The sequence below is a fragment of the Achromobacter sp. genome (assembly GCF_050285565.1).
Classification (GTDB): Bacteria; Pseudomonadota; Gammaproteobacteria; order Burkholderiales; family Burkholderiaceae_B; genus Achromobacter.
Genome location: NZ_JBLZXG010000005.1, coordinates 340,487 through 360,298, shown reverse-complemented (window position 1 = coordinate 360,298; position 19,812 = coordinate 340,487). Strand labels below are relative to the sequence as shown.

Sequence of the window (19,812 nt, the reverse complement as noted above, 5' to 3'; positions counted from 1 at the left end):
CTCAGCGCAGCTTGGGGTTGAGCGCGTCGCGCAGCCAGTCGCCCAGCAGGTTGACCGACAGCACCAGCGCGACCAGCGCGATGCCGGGGAAGATCGAGATCCACCACATGCCCGAGAACAGGTAGCTGTTGCCGATGCGGATCAGCGTGCCCAGCGACGGCGCGGTCGGCGGCACGCCCACGCCCAGGAACGACAGCGTGGCCTCGGTGATGATGGCGATGGCCAGGTGGATGGTGGCGATCACCAGCACCGGCCCCATGACGTTGGGCAGGATGTGGCGCCGCAGGATGGTGACCGGGCCGATGCCGATGAGGCGCGCCGCCTGCACGTATTCCTTGTTGCGTTCCACCAGCGTCGAGCCGCGCACGGTGCGCGCGTACTGCACCCAGCCCGAGATGCCGATGGCGAAGATCAGCACGTACAGGGCCAGCTCGTCGTGCATGTCGCGCGGCAACAGGCCGCGCGCCACGCCGTCGATCAGCAGCGCCACCAGGATGGCCGGGAACGACAATTGCACGTCGGCGATGCGCATGATGAAGCTGTCGACGCGGCCGCCGGCGTAGCCGCTGATGAGGCCCAGCGTGACGCCCAGCACCATCGAGAACAGCACCGAGGCGAAGCCCACCAGCAGCGACACGCGCGAGCCGTAGAGAATCGCCGAAAGAATGTCGCGGCCCTGGTCGTCGGTGCCGAGCAGGAAGTCGGGGCTGCCGCCTTCCTGCCAGGCCGGCGGGGTGTTGGCGTCCATGATGTTCAGGGAGGCCAGGTCGAACGGGTTGTGCGGCGCCACCAGCGGCGCGAACAGCGCACCCAGCAGGATGACCAGCGTGACCGCGGCGGCGATGATGGCGCCGGGCGAGCGCTTGAAGCTGTGCCAGAGGTCGCTGTCGGCGGCGCGCGCGAAGAAGGGAGCGATGCGGGCGTTCATGAGGCGGTTCCCTTATTTGCTCTGCACGCGCAGGCGCGGGTCGACGGCGAAGTACAGCAGGTCGACCACGAGGTTGATGACGACGAACATGAAGGCGATCAGCACCAGGTAGGCCGCCATCACCGGGATGTCCACCATGCTGATGGCCTGGATGAACAGCAGGCCCATGCCGGGCCACTGGAACACGGTCTCGGTGATGATGGCGAAGGCGATGATGGAACCGAGTTGCAGGCCGGTGATGGTGATGACCGGCACCATGGTGTTCTTGAGCGCGTGGCGGAAGTTGATCAGTCGCTCCGGCAGGCCGCGGGCGCGGGCAAATTTGATGAAGTCGGCGCGCAGCACCTCCAGCATCTCGGCGCGCACCAGGCGCATGATCAGGGTCATCTGGAACAGCGCCAGGGTGATGGCCGGCATGATCAGCGCCAACCAGCCGGACTTGGTCAGAAAGCCGGTGGTCCACCAGCCCAGCGCGACCACGTCGCCGCGCCCGAAGCTGGGCAGCCATCGCAACTGCACCCCGAAGAACAGGATCAGCAGGATGCCGATGAGGAAGGTGGGCAGCGAGATCCCGGCCAGCGAGATCGCCATGAAGGTCTTGGACAGCACGCCGTGACGCTTGAGCGCGGTGTAGATGCCCATGGGAATGCCGAGCGCCAGCGCCATCACGGCCGACACGAACGACAGTTCCAGCGTGGCCGGCAGGCGCTCTTCGAGCAGCTCGCTGACCGGACGCCGGTGGCGGTAGGAAATGCCGAAGTCGCCGCGCACCGCGTTGGCGACGAAATGCGCGTACTGCACCACGAACGGGTCGTTCAGGCCCAACTGTTCGCGCAGCTGTTCGCGCTGCTCGGGCGTGGTGTCCTGCCCGACCATGCTGGCCATCGGGTCGCCGACATAGCGGAACATGGAGAACGCGATCAGCGCCACCGTCAACATCACCAGCACCGACTGGATCAGCCGCTGCGCAATAAAGGAAAGCATGGTTGGATGCCCTCTTGGTCGGATAACGCCGGGCCGCGCGTTGCCGGTCGTGGCAAGCGGGGCTGGGCCGGGCGCGCCCGCGCGGCTGGCGCCGTCGCGGCAATCGCATCAACACGGCGCCGCGCACGCCCTGCGGCGTGGCGCGGCGCCCGGGGACTACGGCAGAACCACGTCGCGCAGGTCGAGCACGTCGTCGGCGCGCTGGATGACCTTGATGTTGTCCTTCACGCCCCACGACATCGGCTGCTGGTGCAGCGGCAGGTAGCCGAAATCGCTGCGCACGATGCCGAAGGCTTCCTTGATCATCGCGTTGCGCTTGGCCTGGTCGGTCTCGACGCCGATCTTGGCGGTGAGTTCGTCGACCTTCTTGTTGCAGTAGCCGCCCAGGTTGAACTGCCCCGCCGCCGTCTTGGCGTCACGGCACGCGGCTAGGTTCAGCAGCGTGTTGTGGGCATCGGTCGAGCTGGGCGTCCACCCCAGCATGTACATGCTGGTCTGGTTGCCGGCCTGCAGCAGGATCTTGCCGAAGTACTTGGACTTGGTCTGCGCCAGCAGGTTGATCTTGATGCCGACGCGCGCCAGCATGCCGGCCACCGCCTGGCAGACCTTTTCGTCATTGACGTAGCGGTCGTTGGGGCAGTCCATGGTGACGGTGAAGCCCTTCGGATAGCCGGCCTCGGCCAGCAGCTTCTTGGCGCGTTCCGGGTCCGGCTTGTAGGGCGCGCCGAACGATTCGTCGTAGCCGTTGATGGCGGTGGCGATCAAGGAGCCCAGCGGCTTGGCCGCGTTGCGCATGATCTTCTCGTTGATGGCCTTGGTGTCCACGGCCAGCACCACCGCTTCGCGCACCTTGGGATCCTTGAAGGGGTTCTTGCCCTTCACGTCGGAGAACAGCAGCTCGTCGCGGTCCTGATCCATGCCGATGAAGATGGCGCGGGCCTCGGGCGCGGTCAGCGGCTTGACGCCCTTGGCGTCTTCCAGCCGCTTCCAGTCCTGCACCGGCACCGGCTGCACCAGATCCATCTCGCCCGAGATCAGCGCGGCCACGCGCGTGGCTTCCTGCGTGATCGGCTGGAAGATGACTTCGTCGACGTTGGTCTTGATGTTCTTGTTCCAGTAGCCGTCATAGCGCTTGAGCACGGTCTTCACGTCGGGCTGGCGCGACACCAGCATGAACGGGCCGGTGCCATTGGCGTTGAGGTTGGCGTAGTTGCCCTGGTTGTCGCCCTTGACGTTGGTGGCTTCGGTGGTCTTGTTCTTCTCCGACCACGACTTGCTCATGATGTAGAGGAACACCCATTCGCGCGGCAGGATCGGGTTGGGCGTGGGGGTGGTGACCTCGATGGTGTAGTCGTCGATCTTCTTGATGTCGGAGGCCTTGGCGCCGTAGCCCTTCATGTCCGAGCCTGGCGTCAGGCTGCGCTTCCAGGAGAAGATCACGTCATCGGCGGTGAAGGGCGAGCCGTCGTGGAACTTCACGCCCTTGCGCAGCTTGAAGACCCATTTGGTGGGCTCCGGGTTTTCCCAGCTCTCGGCCAGCAGTGGCGTCAGTTTCAGGTTGCCGTCATAACCGGCCAGCGTTTCGTAGATGTTGCCCTGGAAACCCAGCGTGAAGGTCTCGTTCAGCGCCATCGGATCCATCGATGTGGCGTCGCCCTGGTATGACCAATGAAAGGTCTTGGCGGCCGCGCCGGCGCTGAATGCCAATGAGGCAGTCAGTGCAGCCGCCAGCGCCGCTTGTTTGAGGTGGGGAAAAGTACGCATAGCCCTCATGCTCCGTAATGCGCGGATCGCGCGACAGACGTGATAGGGCCCTGGCCCCACGGGGAGCCGGGGCATGGCGTTGCTGCTTACGACGAAAGGCGGTTCACGGTAGATCCAACCCCTTGTGATTGTCATGGCGGGATGGACCGCACCGATGCAGAACGAATCTTATAGATCGATTCGTTTAAGCGTCAATCGGTTTGGATTGGGGTTAGTCCTTGCTTGCTTCGCGTTGCGAATGGTGGGTTTGGCGCGCCATCGGGCAGCCGGCGTCAGGCTTCGGACGCGGGTTCGGCGGCCAGGGTTTGCGCCAATTCGCGCACGATCTGCTTGCGTCGTTCGCTGTCTTCGTGGCCTTTGGCCAGCGCCGACCATTCGGGCCGGCTGCGCGCTTCCTTCAGGGCCTCGGGCAAGGGGCCGCGGCGCAGCGCCTCGACATCGGGGCGATTCAGCCGCAGCGGCGCGCGGGCGGCGTGGCCGCGCCGTTCCAGCGCGTCGATCAGTTGCCGCTGGCGCAGCGCCAGCAGGCGCAGCACGGCATCGTCGACGCTGATCTCGCGCCAGCCGCGCAGCTTGCCGGCGACGCGCTTGCCGAGCTTTTCCACGCCCTGCCACAGGCCGCCGGCGGCGGCGCCGATCAGCATGCCGGTGCCCAGGCTGAGGCCGGCGCTGAGCAGGTCCACCGCGGCGCCCGCCATGGCGCCAGCGGCCGCGCCCATGCCGACCTGCACGCCCATGTCCTTGAGCGCCTGCGGGTGGAACAGGTCCATGCCCCAGCGTTCGCCCTGCAGCGGCAGCGCGTCGTCGTCGTAATCGGACTGGCGGAAGTTGTAGAGCGCCAGCAGGGCGGTGACGCAGGCCTGTTCGCGCTGGCGCACCTGTCCCCGCAGTTGCCGCGCCGCCGCTGCCAGCGCGGCTTCGTCGCTGGCGCTGGCGATGTGCAGCGCGGCCACGTCCACCAGCAGGTCGGCCAGCAATTCGCAAGCCGCGGCGTGGCGCTCGCGGCGCTGGCGCGCCAGGTGGTCGGCCAGGCGCGCCAAGGTGTCGGCGTGGCGGTCCAGCAGCACGCCGAGCTTGGCATACAGCTTTTGTTCGCCATCGAGGGGCGGCGCCACCGTGTCGAATTCGACGGCGGCGTGCAGGCCCAGCCGCGCCAGCGCCTCGCGCCACTCGGCGGCGCGGTGCGCCGGCGCATTGACGAAGTTCAGCACCGGCAGCAGCGGCCGGCCGCAGGCCGCCAGGATGGCGAGTTCGTCGCGATGCTTGCCCAGCACCGGATCGCGCGCGTCGATCACATACAACGCGGCGTCGCAGTTCAGCATTTTTTTCAGGACGCGCGCTTCCTGTTCGTAGCGGCCATGCGCCTCTGGCGTGTCGAGGAAGCGCCGGATCCGCGCCGGGCCGTCCAGCCGTTCGCCGGGCGCCTCCAGCCGCTCCAGGTATTCGAGCAGCGCGATGCTGTCTTCCATGCCGGGCGTGTCGAACCATTCCAGCACCGCGCGTCCTTCGAGCCGCAGGCGCGCGCCTTCGACGTGGCGGGTGGTGCCGGGCTGGTCCGCCACCTCGCCGAAGCCGGTATCGCGGGTCAGCGTGCGCAGCAACGAGGTCTTGCCGGTGTTGGTGTGGCCCACCACGGCGATGCCGATGATGCGCTCAGTCATGGCCCTGCTCCAGCCACGCCAGCGCGGCGCCGCGCGTGCCGGCGACGGCGTGGGCATTCAGTCCCAGGGCCGCCAGCCGTTCGCGCCACAGCGGCTCGCGGCTGTCCGCATCGGCCGGCGCCAGCAACCAGACGCGGGTCTGCGCCGCATGCGCGGCCAGCTCGGCGATCAGCGCCAGCGTGCCGCGATCGGGCGTCTGGCGCGCATCGCAGGCGATCACCAGGCGCGAGGCGGCCGCGCGCGACAATGCATCGAGCAACTGGTTGCGTTGCTCGCGCGTATCCAGGTTGCCCGCCATGCGGATGGCGGCGGGCAGGTCGGGCGGCGGCCAGGGCAGGTCGGGCGGCAATTCCAGGCCCAGCAGCACGGGCTGGCCCGCCAGGCCTTGGGGCACGGACGATGTCATGCGCGGCTGGTGCAGCGGATCGACCGGACGATCGATGCCGGTGGATTGCGCCGGCGGATCGAGCCGGTCGCGCAAGGCGGCATGGCCGGCCAAGGTGGGGTCGAGGGCAATGCCCCGCAGCGCGCGCCGGGCGGCGGCCATGCAGGCGAGCCAGGCCACCAGCCGTGGCAGGATGCCGTAGGCCACCAGCACGCCGATCAGCCACAGCGACCATTGCACCTGGGCATCGGCGGACAGAGCCTGCGTGCCGTCGCTGGCCCGCACCATGGCGGCGTCGGGCAGCGGGAAGCCCAACTGCGCCGGCAGCCAGCCCAGGACATGTGTCAACCCGACGAATGTGTCTGGCGCCAACAGCGTGGTGGCCCAGACGAAGCGGTAGCTGGCCGTGGTCAGCAACGCCAGCAAGGTGGCCAGCGCGGCGCCCAGCCCGGCGAGCCAGAGCCCGTGGCTGACCGATCCTAACAGCCAGCGCAGCGCGCCGGCCCGGGCCAGCAGGTTGAGAAAGGCTTGTGGCACCAGGGCGCCGTCGGGGCCGCGCGCCAGCTTGCGCGTGGCCCACAGCCAGAGCCGTCCCAAGGACGTCATCGCCGCCGGCCGCAGCAGGAAGCTGGCCAGCCATAGCAGGAAGGTGATGGCGTGCAGGCCGAGCAGCGCGCCCAGCGCCCACAGCACGTTGACCGGACGGCCGCCATCGCCCAGGGCGCCGGCGGCCACGCCCGCGCCTGACAGCAGGGCCAGCAGCACCAGCGCCACCAGCACGGCCATGGCGCTGCGGCGCCAGCCATCGACCAGCGGCGCCAGGTGTTCGCGCTGCGCCAGCAGTTGAGCGCGCGCCAGGATGCGCTGCGGCAGGGGAATGTCCAGTTGCCGCACCTGGCGCACCACGCTGCTGTCTTCCAGGGGGCCCCAGTGCGCTTCACGCAAGCGGATCAGCTCGGCCAGCCAATGGGCGCGCAGCGGCGCGGGGCGGGCGGCATCGGGAAAGGCGGAAACGTCGCGGGAAGTCGGCGATGGCATCGCGGGCGGGCAGGCGATCAGGCCGCGAAGGGCGGTGCGCCATTGTAGACCGCGCGGCCCGCGCTTTCAGTGCCTGCGGTGGGCGGCGCGGTACTGGCCCGGCGTGACCCCGACGTTGTCGCGGAACACGCGCGACAGGTGGCTGGCATTGCCGAAGCCGGCCGCCTGCGCGATGCCGGCGAGGTCGCCCTTGCCCGCCGCCAGCAGAGCGCGCGCGTGAGCCAGGCGGCGGGCGCGTACCCAGGCGTGCGGCGGCTCGCCGAACGAGGCGTGGAACATGCGGGCGAAATGGTAGGTGGACAGCGCGGCCACCCCGGCCAGTTGATCCAGCGTCAGGGCGTCGGCGAGATGCGCGTCGATATAGTCCATGATCCGCCGCCGCACCGCTGGCGCAAGGCCGCCGCGTGCCGGCGGCGCAGCCTTGCGCGCCACACCCTGGTTCAGCAGATGATGCAGTACGGTCTCGGCCGCGCTGCTGGCGGCCAGGCGCTCGGCGGGCGCGTTCCAGTCCGTGTCCAGCAGGGCGCGGCACACGTCGGTCAGCGACGCGTCGTGGATGTAGGTGCGGTCGCGCAGTTCCAGCGCGCGCGGTTCGCAATCGAGCCGCAGCACGGCTTCGCGCGCCAGGCGTTCGGGGGCGATGTACAGATGCAGGAAATGCACCGTGTCATTCATGCACCAGCGTGAATGGTGCTCGGCGGGCAGCACGCAGAACTTGCCGGCGCCGCCGTGCAAGGCGTGGCCGACCCGGAACGATTTCTCGCCGCCATGCAGATAGAGCGACAGCGTGTGATGCCCCGGCGAGTCGTAGCCCAGCGTCTCGTGGGCGCTGCGGCCCCACTGCGAAATGGCGATGCCCTCGCCCAGCGAGGCGGCGCGTGCCAGTGTCGCGCTGGACGCGGACAGGGTGCGGAAAACGGAGAAGTCGGACGGAGCCGAAGCGGTGGTGCCCATGGAACCGAAATGCTACTGCGATCCTGGTGCGCGCGGCACGCGCGGGCCCGGAAAAACCGCAAGAAACGGCAATTTTTCCGGCCTTGGCGCGAGCACACTGGGCGTCGCAGCCCGCCATTTTCGCGGTGCTGAATTTCCTGTCCTTTTTGGCCCGGCCGAGTGTCCCAAAGTGAATCTCTTCCTGTATTTCCTGACAGTCGTCATCTGGGGTACCACCTGGATCGCCATCAAGCTGCAGCTGGGGGCGGTGGCGATTCCCGTGTCGATCTTCTATCGCTTCGCGCTGGCCGGGCTGGTGCTGTTCGCCGCGCTGCTGCTGACCCGCAAACTGCAACGACTTGACCGTCGCGGACATGCGTTGTGCCTGGGCCAGGGGCTGTGCCTGTTCTGCCTGAACTTCCTGTGCTTCTACACGGCGACGCAATGGATTCCGAGCGGCCTGGTGTCGGTGGTGTTCTCGGCCGCGACGCTGTGGAACGCGTTGAACGCGCGATTGTGGTTCGGCACGCGAATCGCGCCGCGCGTGATGGTGGCGGGAGTGATCGGCTTTACCGGCCTGGTGCTGCTGTTCTGGCCCGAGCTGGCGGGCCAGGAGGCCAGCCATGAGACGCTGCTCGGACTGGGTTTCGCGCTGCTGGGCACGTTCTGTTTCTCCACCGGCAACATGCTGTCGTCGCTGCAGCAGCGCGCCGGCCTGCGGCCGCTGACGGGCAACGCCTACAGCATGCTGTACGGCGCCACGATGTTGCTGGCCGGTTGTGTGGTCGCGGGCGTGCCGTTCCGTTTCGACCCCTCCCCGGCCTACGTCGGCGCCCTGCTCTATCTGGCGATCCCGGGTTCGGTGATCGGCTTCACCGCCTATCTGACGCTGGTCGGACGCATGGGGCCGGCGCGCGCGGCCTATTGCACGGTGCTGTTCCCGGTGGTTGCGCTGAGCGTGTCCACCTTTGCCGAGGGCTACCAGTGGACGCCCACCGCGCTGCTGGGCCTGGCGCTGGTGATGTTCGGCAACCTGCTGGTCTTCACCCGGTGGTCGCCGTTCTCGCGGCGGCTGGCGACGTAGGGGTCAACGTCCCTGCCGCGCCAGGGTGCGCAGCGCATCGAGCAGGCGGTCGATCTCGTCGTCGCGGGTCAGGTAGCTGACCGAAGCGCGCGCGATCTGCGTCAGGCCGCGCGCGTTCATGTCTAGCGGGGTGTACGGCACGCCGTTGCTGCCGATGACGATGCCTTGCGCGGCCAGGGCGCGCTGCACCGCGGCGGCTTCGTGTCCGGCGAGATTGAACGACACCAGGCCGGAGCGCGCGCGGCCCTGGTCCAGCACCGCGACGCCGTCAATCGCGGCCAGTTCGGCGCGCAGCGCCCGGGCGACCGCATCGATGCGGGCACGGATGGCGTCCAGCCCGATATCGAGCGCTTCGCGCAGCGCGTTGGCCAGGCCGGCGCGTAGCGCCAGCGAGGCCTCCGCCGATTCGAAGCGCGCCGCGTCGCCCCGCAGTTGCGGCTGGCCATCGGCGCCCAGCGGCGCCGAATAGGTGTCGACGAACGCGGGCGTCAGGCGCGGCAGGAAATCGCGCCGCACAAACAGCAGGCCGGTGCCGCGGGGGCCACGCAGGGCCTTGCGGCCGGCACCGCTGAGCACGTCGCAGCCGACCTCGGCCACGTCCACCGGCAGTTGCCCCACCGCCTGCGCCGCGTCGATGAAGTACGGCACGCCGGCGGCGCGGGTGACGCGGCCGATGGCGGCGGCCGGATTGATCAGGCCGCCATTGGCCGGCAGCCAGGTCAAGGCGACCAGCCGCACCCGCTCGTCCAGCATGGCCTGGAGCGCGGCCGGATCGACGCAGCCGCTGTCATCCGATGGAATCGTCTCGATGGTGGCGCCGGCGCGTTGCGCCGCCAGCCGCATCGCGGCGAGGTTGCCGCCCCACTCGTGGCGGCCGACCAGGATGCGGTCGCCGGCCCGCCACGGGCCCAGCGCCGCGAACGCCGCGCCCCAGCCGGGCGAGTTACCGCCGGTCAGGGCGATTTCGTCGGGCCGCGCATTGAGCAGGCGCGCGGCCAGCGCGCGCGCCTGGTCGGTCTGCGCGCGTGCCGCGACGCCCGCCTCCATCGGCCCCTGCTCGGCCTCGCGCCGCAGGTGCGCCTGGACGGCGTCGAGCGTGGCCGTGGATGGCAGCGACGCGCCGGCATGGTTGAAGTGGACGGTGGTGCGCGTGCCAGGCGTGGCGGCGCGCAGCGTGTCGAGGACGGCGGGAGTCAGGACGGCGGCGGTCATGGGGATTCCAGAAAAAAACGCGCCGGGCGCGGGCCCGGCGCCGCGACATCAGGCGGGCGTGAGGGCGACGACCGCTTCCACTTCCACAGCCACGCCCTGCGGCAGCGAGGCCACGCCGACCGCGCTGCGCGCGTGGCGGCCGGCATCGCCGAATACTTCCACCATCAGGTCCGAGGCGCCGTTGGCGACCGCGCTCTGGCGATGGAAGTCCGGGGTGCTGGCGACGAACACCCCCAGGCGCACCACCCGCGCCACGCGGTCGAGCCGGTCGCCGGTGGCGGCGGCGATCTGCGCCAGGATGCCAAGCGCCGACAGGCGTGCGGCGGCGATGCCGTCGGCCTCCGAGATCTGGTTGCCCAACTGGCCCAGGAACGTCGCCTTGCCGCCCGAGCGCGAGATCTGGCCGGAGATGTAGAGCAGGTTGCCGTCCTGGACGAAGGGAACGTAATTGGCGGCGGGCGCGGCCGCGGGTTCCAGCGCCAGGCCGAGTTCGGCAACGCGGCCGGAGATCGTACGGGTCATGGGGTCACCTGTGTAATGGACATGGAAAAAGGCAGTCCCCATCCTATCGGCACGCACGGCGCCTGACCAATCAATTGTTGCGCACTACGTATGAGCAAAAGTAATGCGTCAAGCCGTCGCGGCGCGGGCCAGCCATGCCTGGAAAGCCTGCGCGGTGGCGTCGGCCTTGCCACGCGGGCTGACGAACCACCAGCCGATGCGCGGATCGTCCAGCGCGGTGCCCGGCAAGGCTTCGACCAGGGCGCCGCTGGCCAGTTGGGCGGCGATCAGGTGATGGCGGCCCATGGCCAGACCCTGGCCCGCCAAGGCCGCCTCGACCACGATGTTGTAGTCATGCAGGTGCACGGTCTGGGCGCGGCTCAGATCCAGGCCCTGCTGGCGGGCCCAGGCATCCCATTCGAACGGCAACTGCGAGTGCGACACCAGCAAGGGGTAGCGCAACAGGTCGGCCGGCACGCGCGGCCGCCGCCGGCCCGCCATCAGCGCGGGGGCGCACACCACCGACAGCCGCTCCGGCATCAGGCGTCGCGCCCGCAGGCCCGGCCAGGTGCCGCGGCCATAGCGTATGGCCACGTCCACTTCGCCCGCCGCCACGTCGGCCAGCCCGATGGCCGGCAGCAGTTGCAGGTCGATATCCGGGTGCGTGGCGGCGAAGTCGGGCAGCCGCGGCGCCAGCCAGCGGGTGGCGAACGAGGCCAGCAGGCCGACCCGCAGCGTGCGCCGGGCGCCGGCCGGTGCCCGGATCGCCGCCGTGCCCTGGCGTAGCAGCTCGAAGGCGGCGTGGACCTGCTCGTAATAGGCCTGCCCGGCAGGCGTCAGCGCCACCGCGCGGGTACGGCGTTCGAACAGCGGCACGCCCAGCTCCGCTTCGAGCCGCTGGATGTGGTGGCTGATGGCGCTTTGGGTGACGAACAGTTCCTCGCCCGCCAGGCTGAAGCTCAGGCGCCGGGCGGCCGCCTCGAAGGCGCGCAGCGAGACCAGGGCGGGCAGGGATCGATGGGAACGCATGAGGCGGGTGCGGGCGGGCCTGAAACCGGCGGAACCCCATTCTCGCAAATCAGGCGCGGGCGTGGAAACAGCTTAGCGCGGCCGGGCGGCGATGGGTTTGCTGCGCAGGATTTCGTGCCGCACGATCTGCAGCGCCTGGACATGGGGCGGCTGGTCGGCGGGGACTTCCCAGGCGCGGGCTGCCATCGGCGACGCCGGATCGAGCAGTTGGAAGGTGAGATCCATCAGCAGGTAGGACGCCGTGGCTTGCGTGTCGCGCGGGGTCTGCGTCGGCCAGCCAGTCAGGTCGCCGGTTTCGCAGATCCAGAGAATCGCGTTCACCGCCTCGGCCTGGCACGCCCTCATGACCGCGATGTCCGGGGGCGCCTTCGCGGCGTCGCGCACCAGCCAGGAGATTGCCTGCAACAGGCCGAATACGAGTTCAAAGGCGGTTGTTGAATCGACGTTCTTCGTGGGTTGAGGCATGCACGTATCCAGGCCGGGGTCAGACCTTTACCATTGATTCAACCTCAATCGTAAAACCTTTCCGTCGCGCACCTGGGGCTTTGCGTCGCGCTTGCGGGGTGATCGCGTCCGAGTTCTGGCCCCGGTGGCGCCGCTCCCATGCAAAAGGCCCGCAACCAGGTTGCGGGCCTTTCAGTACTGCATTCTTTGGCTCCCCGAGCTGGGCTCGAACCAGCGACCTGCGGATTAACAGTCCGTCGCTCTACCGACTGAGCTATCGGGGAACAGGTAGAGGGGGCGAATTATGCACAAATTTCGCGGGGAATGCAAAACGGCGTGGCGGACGGGCCGCCGCATGACGGTTGGGCGTCAGGGGCGATCCCGTATCATCGCCACCAGAAGGTTCGCGGCCTCTCACGTTTTTTCTGGATTGCATCCATGTCTTCGTTCGACATTCAATTGTTGCTCACCGCCCTGGTGAGCGTCCTGCTGCTGGTCGCACTCATTGTCTCGCGCATCCGCATGCATCCGCTGCTGGCGCTGCTGATCGTGTCCATCGGCGTCGGATTCGTCACCGGCATGGATCCGACCGCCATCGTCAAGAACCTGACCGATGGCGCCGGCAAGACTCTTGGCGCGGTGGGCGTGGTGATCGCGCTGGGTGCCATGCTCGGCAAGATCCTGGCGGATTCGGGCACCACCGAGCGCCTGGCCAATGCCATCCTGAGCCGCACCTCGCCGCGCATGATTCCCTGGACCATGACGCTGGTGGCCTTCATCATCGGCATCCCGATGTTCTTCGAGGTGGGCCTGGTGGTGATGCTGCCGCTGATCTTCAGCGTCGCGCGCAAGCTGGAGGGCCAGGAACGCTTCAAGGGCTCGGCCTACGTGTATGTAGGCGTGCCGGTGATCTCGGCCCTGGCCGCCATGCACGGCATGGTGCCGCCGCATCCGGGCCCGCTGACGGCGATCGCCAGCCTCAAGACCACGGTCGGCCCGACCATGATCTACGGCTTCCTGGCGGCGCTGCCGGCCCTGATCCTGGGCGGCCCGCTGTATGGCGCCTTCATCGCGCCGCGCATGACGACGCGCCCGGACGAAGCGCTGCTCGAGCAATTCACCGCGGTTCGGCAGGACCAGGCCGGCCGCGCCGCGCCGGGGGTCGGCCTGGGCGTGCTGGCGGCGCTGTTACCGGCGCTGTTGATGCTGCTGCATGCGGTGGCCGAGATGCTGCTGCCCAAGACCTCGCCTTTGATGCACGTGGCGGTCTTCCTGGGCAACCCGCTGGTGGCCATGCTGCTGGGCGTGCTGTTCGCGGCGGTGACGCTGGTGCTGGCGCGAGGCGGCGACGCCGATAAGCTGCGCGAGGCGCTCGGCAAGAGCCTCAAGCCCGTCGCCGGCATCATGCTGATCATTGCTGGCGGCGGCGCCTTCCAACAGGTGCTGACCAGCGCCAAGGTCGGCGACGCCATTGTCCACCTGACCCACCAGTTCGCGTTCCCGCCGCTGGTGCTGGGCTGGCTGATCGCCATGCTGCTGTCGGTGTCCACCGGCTCGGCCACGGTCGGCATCGTTGGCGCCGCCGGCCTGCTGGCGCCGCTGGCCGGCGCCGATCCCACGCTCAACCTGCCGCTGCTGGCGCTGTCGATCGGCTGCGGCTCGCTGTTCTTCAACTACGCCAATCACGCCGGGTTCTGGATGGTGAAGGAATCGTTCGGCATGACCATGGGCGAGGCCACCAAGACGATCTCGGTGGTGCAATCCATCGTGGCGGTGGTCGGCCTGGTCATGGTGCTGCTGTTCAACATGCTGCCGGCCCTGGGGTGAAGGCGCGGACCATCGCGCCATGCAAAAAGCCCGGCCATTCGGCTGGGCTTTTTGTTGGATGTCGCGGGACATCGATGGTGCCGGTGAAAGGAATCGAACCCTCGACCTTCTCATTACAAGTGAGCTGCTCTACCAACTGAGCTACACCGGCGCGGCGTGCCTGGGGGCACGCGCAGGGACTGCATTGTAATGAAAAAAGGAGATTCTTTCCGGCGCCTGGCGCCGTTGCAGGACGGGGCGCGGGTTCCTCATGCCGGCCGGATGGCCGTGGCGCAGCGCCGCCTTGCTTCCCAGCCATGCAACCGCTCGGCGCGCAGGGCGCGCCACAATTCGTCGGAGCAGAAATAGCCGCTGATGCCGCTGTGCGGATAGGCCGGTCTGACACCGAATTGGCGCGGTAATCGCCAGAAGCAGCGGTTCGCGATGGCGGCCTGGTCCAGTACCAGCGCGGTGCCCTTGAGGAACGAGAAGCCACTGCTGATTTCGTAGCCGGCCCGGCCCATGCCTTTGGAGAACTCGGTCTTCTCGATGATTACGGCATCGACCCGCGGCGGGCACAACAACAGGTGGTAGGTGCGGAAGGGGCGGCGCCTGCGGCCCAGCGTCATGGTCTCGACGTCGATGGGCAGGAAGCGATGCGTATCGGGCTCCAGCGTTTCCATGAGGTCGCGCACCCGCGCGCTGACCACGAACGGGCCGCCTTCCCAACCCAGGATCGCCGGCACGCGGCCGGTGCCACGCAGGGTCAGGCGGATCTGTCGCGGCACCTGCGCGATATCTGCGTCGGACAGGCCATCGAACAGGCACAGCTTGGCCAGCAATTGGCGGTCGATCTGCGGTACGAATTGCGTCGACGGGCCGCCAGCGGGTGGCATTCCGATCAGATACGGCATGGTTTGTGGCGGCTCCTTGGGGGGCCGGGCGGCGCGCTGCACGACGCGTGGCGGACGACATCAGGCCCGGTTCAGCCGTATGAGACGGGATTCCGGCGAGATTTGCAAATGATACGCGCTATCGTTCCGAGTTTCGGAAAGTGGCAGCGCCGGCGGGCGGTGGCAGGCAAGGAAACGCCCCTGGGCAGGGGCGTTTCAGATCAAGCGGGCGTTACCGGCGCGGCCGGCCGGTGCAAGGCGCCGGTTCGTTGATGCCAGTGAACCCGGTGCCAGCGCGCCGCGTCACTTGACGATCGTCAGGTGCGGACGCTTGGGCTCGTCGTCGCCGCCATCATCGCCTGGGGCGGTGTCCGCGGCGGCTTCGGCGGTGGTGGACTCGGGCGCGCCGGGTGTGCCGGGGGCCGGCGGTTCGTAGGGCTGCACTTCGAAGCCCATGCCGGCGCCGGTCTCGCGCGCGTAGATGGCGCTGACGGCGCCCACCGGCACATAGACGTTTTCGGTCACGCCGCTGAAGCGGGCCTGGAATTCGATGAATTCGTTGCCCAGCACCAGGCGGTTGGTGGCCAGCGTGCCGACGTTCAGGGTGATCTGGCCGTCGCGCACGTGGGCGACGGGCACCATGGTGTGCTCGTCGACCTGCACGGTGATGTACGGCGTGTAGCCGTTATCGGTGCACCATTCGTGCAGTGCGCGGATCAGATACGGTTTGGTCGAAGTTTCACCCATTACACAACCAGCCTTAGCGACGCATCACTTTTTCCGAAGGCGTCAGCGCTTCGATGTAGGCCGGGCGCGAGAAGATGCGTTCGGCGTACTTTTGCAGCGGAGCCGCATTCTTGGGCAGTTCGATGCCGTAGTGGTCCAGGCGCCAGAGCAGCGGTGCGACGGCCACGTCGAGCATGGAGAATTCCTCGCCCAGCATGTACTTGTTCTTGAGCAGCATCGGGGCCAGCTGGGCCAGGCGGTCGCGGATGTTCTGGCGAGCGTTGGCGAGCTTCTTTTCGTCGGGCTTGGCGCTGCGGTCTTCCAGCGTCGAGACGTGAACGAAGAGTTCCTTCTCGAAGTTGTAGAGGAACAGACGCGTGCGGGCGCGCATGACCGGGTCGGCGGGCATGAGCTGCGGGTGCGGGAAGCGCTCGTCGATGTACTCGTTGATGATGTTCGACTCGTACAGGACCAGGTCGCGTTCGACCAGAATGGGCACTTGACCGTACGGATTCATCACCGAGATGTCTTCGGGCTTGTTGTACAGGTCGATGTCGCGGATCTCGAAATCCATGCCCTTTTCGAACAACACGAAGCGGCAGCGTTGCGAAAACGGACACGTGGTTCCGGAATAGAGCACCATCATGGCGAAAAATCCTTTATGAAAAACGAAAGGCCAGCGCCCTAATCTAGCAGGCGCTGGCCCCGATTGCCAGGCGGGGGGTAGGCATACAGCCCTAACCCGCCATTATCCACCCTGGAGAAAATGGGGGCGGATAAGCCTGGCGGGGCGTTGCGGTTAGCGCACGTGTTTCCAGTAAGAGGCGTTCAGGCGCCACATCACCAGGAAGAACAAGAGCAGGAACAACATGACACCGACGCCCAGCTGGACGCGGAAAGTCTGGACGGGTTCGGCCATCCAGGACATGAACGCGGTCAGGTCGGCGACGTCGTTGTCGTATGTTGCGGTTTGGGCCGGGTTGGCGGCCTTGAATTTGGCCTCGAAGGTGGCATGGCCTTGGTAGTTGGCTACCGGTTCGGCCTTGACCGTGGAAAAACCTTGCGCATCGTACACCGTCGTGACCCGTTCCCAGGTCTTGGGCGCGCCGTCCTTGCCTTCGACCTCGTGCATCGCCACCGTGGTCAGCTCGCGCGGCCCCTGGCGTTCCCACAGCGCGTGCGGCATGCCCACGGCCGGGAACACCAGGTTGTTCCAGCCCGTGGCGCGCGAGGTGTCACGGTAGAACGTGCGCAGGTAGGTGTAGAGATAGTCGGAACCGGAGGGCCCGGCGTTGACGGATTTGGCGCGGGCGATCACGGACAGGTCCGGGGGCGTGGTGCCAAACCACTTCTTGGCGTCCTTGGGCGTCATGGCGACAGTCATCATGTCGCCGACCTTCTCGCCGGTGAACAGCAGGCTTTCCTTGATTTGCTGGTCGGTCAGGCCAATGTCCTTGAGCTTGTTGTAGCGCATCGACGATGCGCTGTGACAGTTCAGACAGTAGTTGACGAACAGCTTGGCGCCGTTTTGCAGCGACGCCATGTCGTTGACGCGGTAAGGCGCCTTGTCCAGCGGATAGCCGCCTCCGGCGGCAAAGGTAGCGGTACACGTGAGCATCAAGGCCACGGCACCAATCAGCTTCTTGATCATGGTTAGTCCGTTATTCTCGTTGGCTCAGTGGGCGTGGAACGTGACGCGGTCGGGCACTTGCTTGAAGGTGCCCAGGCGGCTCCATACCGGCATCAGGAAGAAGAAGGCCAGGTACAGCAGCGTGCCGATCTGCGACGTCAGGTTCAACGGCGGACTGGGCGGCTGCGTACCGATGTAGCCGAGCACCAGGAAGTTGACCATGAAGATGCCGTAGATCCACTTGTGCCAGGTGGGGCGATAGCGGATCGACTTGACCGGGGAGTGGTCCAGCCACGGCAGGAAGAACAGGATGACCACGGTGCCGCCCATGGCGACCACGCCCCAGAACTTGGCGTCGATCACGCGCAGCAGCACGGCCACGACGATCAGGATGCCAGGCACGGCGATGCGCATGAAGCCTTTCAGGTTGCTCTTGACCAGCAGCGCGATGGCGCCCAGCACCGAGGCGCCGGCCAGCACCCACGTGAACTCGTCGGTGGTGGCGCGCAGCATCGAGTAGAACGGCGTGAAGTACCACACCGGGGCGATGTGCGGCGGCGTCTTGAGCGAGTCGGCCGGGATGAAGTTGTTGAACTCCAGGAAGTAGCCGCCCATTTCCGGCGCGAAGAACACGATGAAGGCGAACACCAGCAGGAAGCCCGCGACGCCGACCAGGTCGTGCACCGTGTAGAACGGATGGAACGGAATGCCATCCTTGGGGCGACCGTATTTGTCCTTCGGGCCCTGCTTGATCTCGATGCCGTCCGGGTTGTTCGAGCCGACTTCGTGCAGCGCCACCAGGTGCGCGGCCACCAGACCCACCAGCACCAGCGGAATGGCGATGACGTGGAAGGCGAAGAAGCGGTTCAGCGTGGCGTCGGACACGACGTAGTCGCCGCGGATCCAGATCGACAGTTCAGGGCCGATGAACGGGATGGCCGCGAACAGGTTCACGATCACCTGGGCGCCCCAGTACGACATCTGGCCCCAGGGCAGCAGGTAGCCGAAGAACGCTTCGGCCATCAGACAGAGGAAGATCGCGACGCCGAAGATCCACACCAGTTCGCGGGGCTTGCGGTAGGAACCGTAGAGCAGGCCGCGCAGCATGTGCAGGTACACGACGACGAAGAACATCGAGGCGCCGGTCGAGTGCATGTAGCGCACCAGCCAGCCCCACGGGACTTCGCGCATGATGTATTCGACGGATTGGAACGCGCGCTCGGCGTCCGGCTTGTAGTGCATGACCAGGAAGATGCCGGTCACGATCTGCAGCACCAGCACCAGAAGCGCCAGCGAGCCAAAGAAATACCAGAAGTTGAAATTCTTGGGTGCGTAATACTCGGACAGATGGGCTTTCCAGGTGGAGGTCACCGGAAAGCGCCGGTCCAGCCAGCCCAACAGGCCTGTCGTCTCGACGGTTTTCTCGCCAGCCATGTAACGGCTCCTTCTCTTATACGTGGCGTATTGTTTTACTTACGTAATTCGGGAAAAAAGCGCGACGCGAGCGTCAGGCCTTGTTGTCTTCATCGACGCCCACGATGATGCGGGTATCGGTGAGATACTGGTACGGCGGGACTTCGAGATTATCGGGAGCGGGCTTGTTCTTGTAGACCCGGCCAGCCAGGTCGAACGTGGAGCCATGGCACGGACAGAGGAATCCGCCTTGCCAGGAGGCGCCCATGCCGCCACCGCCGCCTGTTTCGAAGTGCGAGGTGGGCGAGCAGCCCAAGTGGGTACAGATGCCAACACAGACGAAGATCTCGGGCTTGCGCGAGCGGCCTTCGTTTTCTGCGTATTTGGGAGTGAAGCCGGGGCGCTTGGATTGGGGATCCGCCAGGAGCGCGTCCTGGGTCTTGAGGCCGGCGATTTGTTCGGGAGACCGGTGGATGATCCAGACCGGCTTGCCACGCCATTCCACGGTTTTCATGGTGCCGACCGGAATATCACCGATCTCGACTTCGACGGGGGCGCCAGCCGCGCGGGCTTTTTCAGAAGGGGAAAACGTGCTCACAAGCGGTATTGCCGTTGCGACACCTGCTACGCCACCCACGGCACAGGCGGTGGTTACCCAGAAACGTCGCGAAGGATCGGGCGGCAGATTTGGATCAACCGCACCGTCATCATCATGCACCAGCGTATCCTGACTCATCTTCCTATCCTTGTTGATGCGCCCGCTCTACGAGTAGCATCACTTCTGCGGCATCGGCTTCGCGGGAATATGTAACAACATAGCAACCGCGTATTATAGCGCCAGCCTACTGGTGGGCGTATCACGAAGGGAGTGCTTTTATGAGCAAAGCGACAGGTTTCGTCAAAGAATTCCGAGATTTCGCTGTAAAAGGCAACGCGGTCGATTTGGCGGTTGGTGTGATCATCGGGGCGGCGTTTGGCAGGATCGTCGACTCGCTGGTCAAGGATATCGTCATGCCGCTGGTCAATTTCGTGCTTGGCGGGTCGGTCGATTTCTCGAACAAGTTCCTGGTGCTGTCGATGCCGGCCAATTACTCCGGGCCGATGACGTATGCGGATCTGACCAAGGCGGGCGCCAATGTTTTCGCCTGGGGGAATTTCGTCACGATCATCATCAACTTCGTGTTGCTGGCCTTTGTGATCTTCTGGATGGTGAAGGCGATCTACAAGGCGCGCACCAAGGCCGAGGAAGCGCCGGCGCCAGCGGCTCCGGCTGCGACGCCTGAGGATGTGGCGTTGTTGCGTGAGATTCGGGATTTGTTGAAAAAGCCTTGAAAGCGGAAGAGAAAAGAAGCGTCCTGCGGGGCGCTTTTTTTATTGGCTG

General features: G+C 66.7%; 19 protein-coding genes and 2 tRNA genes. 3 read left to right on the top strand and 18 right to left on the bottom strand.

Annotated elements, in window-relative coordinates; all coding sequences use genetic code 11:
• Position 1: 1 nt before the first annotated feature.
• From ACN6O8_RS13005 to ACN6O8_RS12980, 6 genes are all read right to left on the bottom strand, one after another.
• Positions 2-928 carry an ABC transporter permease gene (locus ACN6O8_RS13005; protein ID WP_427991445.1) on the bottom strand — a complete coding sequence of 309 codons (927 nt, stop codon included), beginning with the start codon at positions 926-928 and terminating at the stop codon, positions 2-4.
• A gap of 12 nt (positions 929-940) precedes the next feature.
• Entirely contained in the window at positions 941-1,912 is a 972-nt protein-coding gene (locus ACN6O8_RS13000) for an ABC transporter permease (RefSeq protein ID WP_427991444.1), read from the bottom strand.
• Between the two features lie 156 nt (positions 1,913-2,068).
• The gene (locus ACN6O8_RS12995; RefSeq protein ID WP_313658525.1) at positions 2,069-3,676 is read right to left on the bottom strand and encodes an ABC transporter substrate-binding protein; all 1,608 of its coding nucleotides are present in this window, start codon (positions 3,674-3,676) and stop codon (positions 2,069-2,071) included.
• Positions 3,677-3,948: 272 nt separating this feature from the next.
• Positions 3,949-5,337: a GTPase/DUF3482 domain-containing protein gene (locus ACN6O8_RS12990; protein WP_427991443.1), complete on the bottom strand. Its 1,389-nt coding sequence runs from the start codon at positions 5,335-5,337 to the stop codon at positions 3,949-3,951.
• Complete coding sequence (locus tag ACN6O8_RS12985) at positions 5,330-6,760, bottom strand: DUF2868 domain-containing protein (protein WP_427991442.1); 1,431 nt, start codon at positions 6,758-6,760, stop codon at positions 5,330-5,332. The genes ACN6O8_RS12990 and ACN6O8_RS12985 overlap by 8 nt, the downstream gene beginning before the upstream one ends.
• Positions 6,761-6,826: 66 nt before the next feature.
• Positions 6,827-7,714 carry a helix-turn-helix domain-containing protein gene (locus ACN6O8_RS12980; RefSeq protein WP_427991441.1) on the bottom strand — a complete coding sequence of 296 codons (888 nt, stop codon included), beginning with the start codon at positions 7,712-7,714 and terminating at the stop codon, positions 6,827-6,829.
• A 169-nt stretch (positions 7,715-7,883) separates the two neighbouring features.
• Here ACN6O8_RS12980 and ACN6O8_RS12975 point away from each other — a divergent pair, with 169 nt between their 5' ends.
• A complete protein-coding gene (locus ACN6O8_RS12975) occupies positions 7,884-8,777 on the top strand; it encodes a DMT family transporter (protein WP_427991440.1) in 894 nt (297 codons plus the stop codon).
• Positions 8,778-8,780: 3 nt separating this feature from the next.
• On the opposite strand, the gene ACN6O8_RS12970 is transcribed toward ACN6O8_RS12975, so the two are convergent.
• The 5 genes from ACN6O8_RS12970 to ACN6O8_RS12950 all read right to left on the bottom strand — a co-directional run bounded on the left by ACN6O8_RS12970 (position 8,781) and on the right by ACN6O8_RS12950 (position 12,247).
• Positions 8,781-9,989, bottom strand: coding sequence for an aminotransferase class V-fold PLP-dependent enzyme (locus tag ACN6O8_RS12970; protein ID WP_427991439.1), 1,209 nt, complete (start codon positions 9,987-9,989; stop codon positions 8,781-8,783).
• A 48-nt stretch (positions 9,990-10,037) separates the two neighbouring features.
• Entirely contained in the window at positions 10,038-10,511 is a 474-nt protein-coding gene (locus ACN6O8_RS12965; RefSeq protein ID WP_427991438.1) for a RidA family protein, read from the bottom strand.
• Between the two features lie 108 nt (positions 10,512-10,619).
• Positions 10,620-11,519, bottom strand: coding sequence for a transcriptional regulator GcvA (gene gcvA, locus ACN6O8_RS12960; RefSeq protein WP_427991437.1), 900 nt, complete (start codon positions 11,517-11,519; stop codon positions 10,620-10,622).
• A 72-nt stretch (positions 11,520-11,591) separates the two neighbouring features.
• Positions 11,592-11,984 carry a hypothetical protein gene (locus ACN6O8_RS12955; protein WP_427991436.1) on the bottom strand — a complete coding sequence of 131 codons (393 nt, stop codon included), beginning with the start codon at positions 11,982-11,984 and terminating at the stop codon, positions 11,592-11,594.
• Positions 11,985-12,171: 187 nt separating this feature from the next.
• Positions 12,172-12,247: transfer RNA gene (locus tag ACN6O8_RS12950), tRNA-Asn, on the bottom strand.
• 154 nt (positions 12,248-12,401) lie between these two features.
• On the opposite strand from ACN6O8_RS12950, the gene ACN6O8_RS12945 reads away from it, so the two are divergent.
• Complete coding sequence (locus ACN6O8_RS12945) at positions 12,402-13,790, top strand: GntP family permease (RefSeq protein ID WP_427991435.1); 1,389 nt, start codon at positions 12,402-12,404, stop codon at positions 13,788-13,790.
• Between the two features lie 75 nt (positions 13,791-13,865).
• Here ACN6O8_RS12945 and ACN6O8_RS12940 read toward each other — a convergent pair.
• The 7 genes from ACN6O8_RS12940 to petA form a co-directional block, all read right to left on the bottom strand.
• Positions 13,866-13,941: transfer RNA gene (locus ACN6O8_RS12940), tRNA-Thr, on the bottom strand.
• Positions 13,942-14,038: 97 nt separating this feature from the next.
• Positions 14,039-14,683, bottom strand: coding sequence for an imm11 family protein (locus tag ACN6O8_RS12935; RefSeq protein WP_427991434.1), 645 nt, complete (start codon positions 14,681-14,683; stop codon positions 14,039-14,041).
• A gap of 282 nt (positions 14,684-14,965) precedes the next feature.
• The gene (locus ACN6O8_RS12930) at positions 14,966-15,409 is read right to left on the bottom strand and encodes a ClpXP protease specificity-enhancing factor (RefSeq protein WP_427991433.1); all 444 of its coding nucleotides are present in this window, start codon (positions 15,407-15,409) and stop codon (positions 14,966-14,968) included.
• A gap of 13 nt (positions 15,410-15,422) precedes the next feature.
• Positions 15,423-16,034 carry a glutathione S-transferase N-terminal domain-containing protein gene (locus ACN6O8_RS12925; RefSeq protein WP_006388039.1) on the bottom strand — a complete coding sequence of 204 codons (612 nt, stop codon included), beginning with the start codon at positions 16,032-16,034 and terminating at the stop codon, positions 15,423-15,425.
• 153 nt (positions 16,035-16,187) lie between these two features.
• Positions 16,188-17,039 (bottom strand): cytochrome c1, encoded by an 852-nt coding sequence (locus ACN6O8_RS12920; RefSeq protein WP_427991432.1) that lies wholly within the window; start codon positions 17,037-17,039, stop codon positions 16,188-16,190.
• Between the two features lie 24 nt (positions 17,040-17,063).
• Positions 17,064-18,452 carry a cytochrome b gene (locus tag ACN6O8_RS12915; RefSeq protein ID WP_427991431.1) on the bottom strand — a complete coding sequence of 463 codons (1,389 nt, stop codon included), beginning with the start codon at positions 18,450-18,452 and terminating at the stop codon, positions 17,064-17,066.
• A 73-nt stretch (positions 18,453-18,525) separates the two neighbouring features.
• On the bottom strand, positions 18,526-19,167 hold the full coding sequence (gene petA, locus ACN6O8_RS12910) for a ubiquinol-cytochrome c reductase iron-sulfur subunit (RefSeq protein ID WP_427991430.1): 642 nt from the start codon (positions 19,165-19,167) through the stop codon (positions 18,526-18,528).
• A gap of 140 nt (positions 19,168-19,307) precedes the next feature.
• Here petA and mscL point away from each other — a divergent pair, with 140 nt between their 5' ends.
• Positions 19,308-19,763 (top strand): large conductance mechanosensitive channel protein MscL, encoded by a 456-nt coding sequence (mscL, locus tag ACN6O8_RS12905; protein ID WP_427991429.1) that lies wholly within the window; start codon positions 19,308-19,310, stop codon positions 19,761-19,763.
• Positions 19,764-19,812 lie beyond the last annotated feature (49 nt).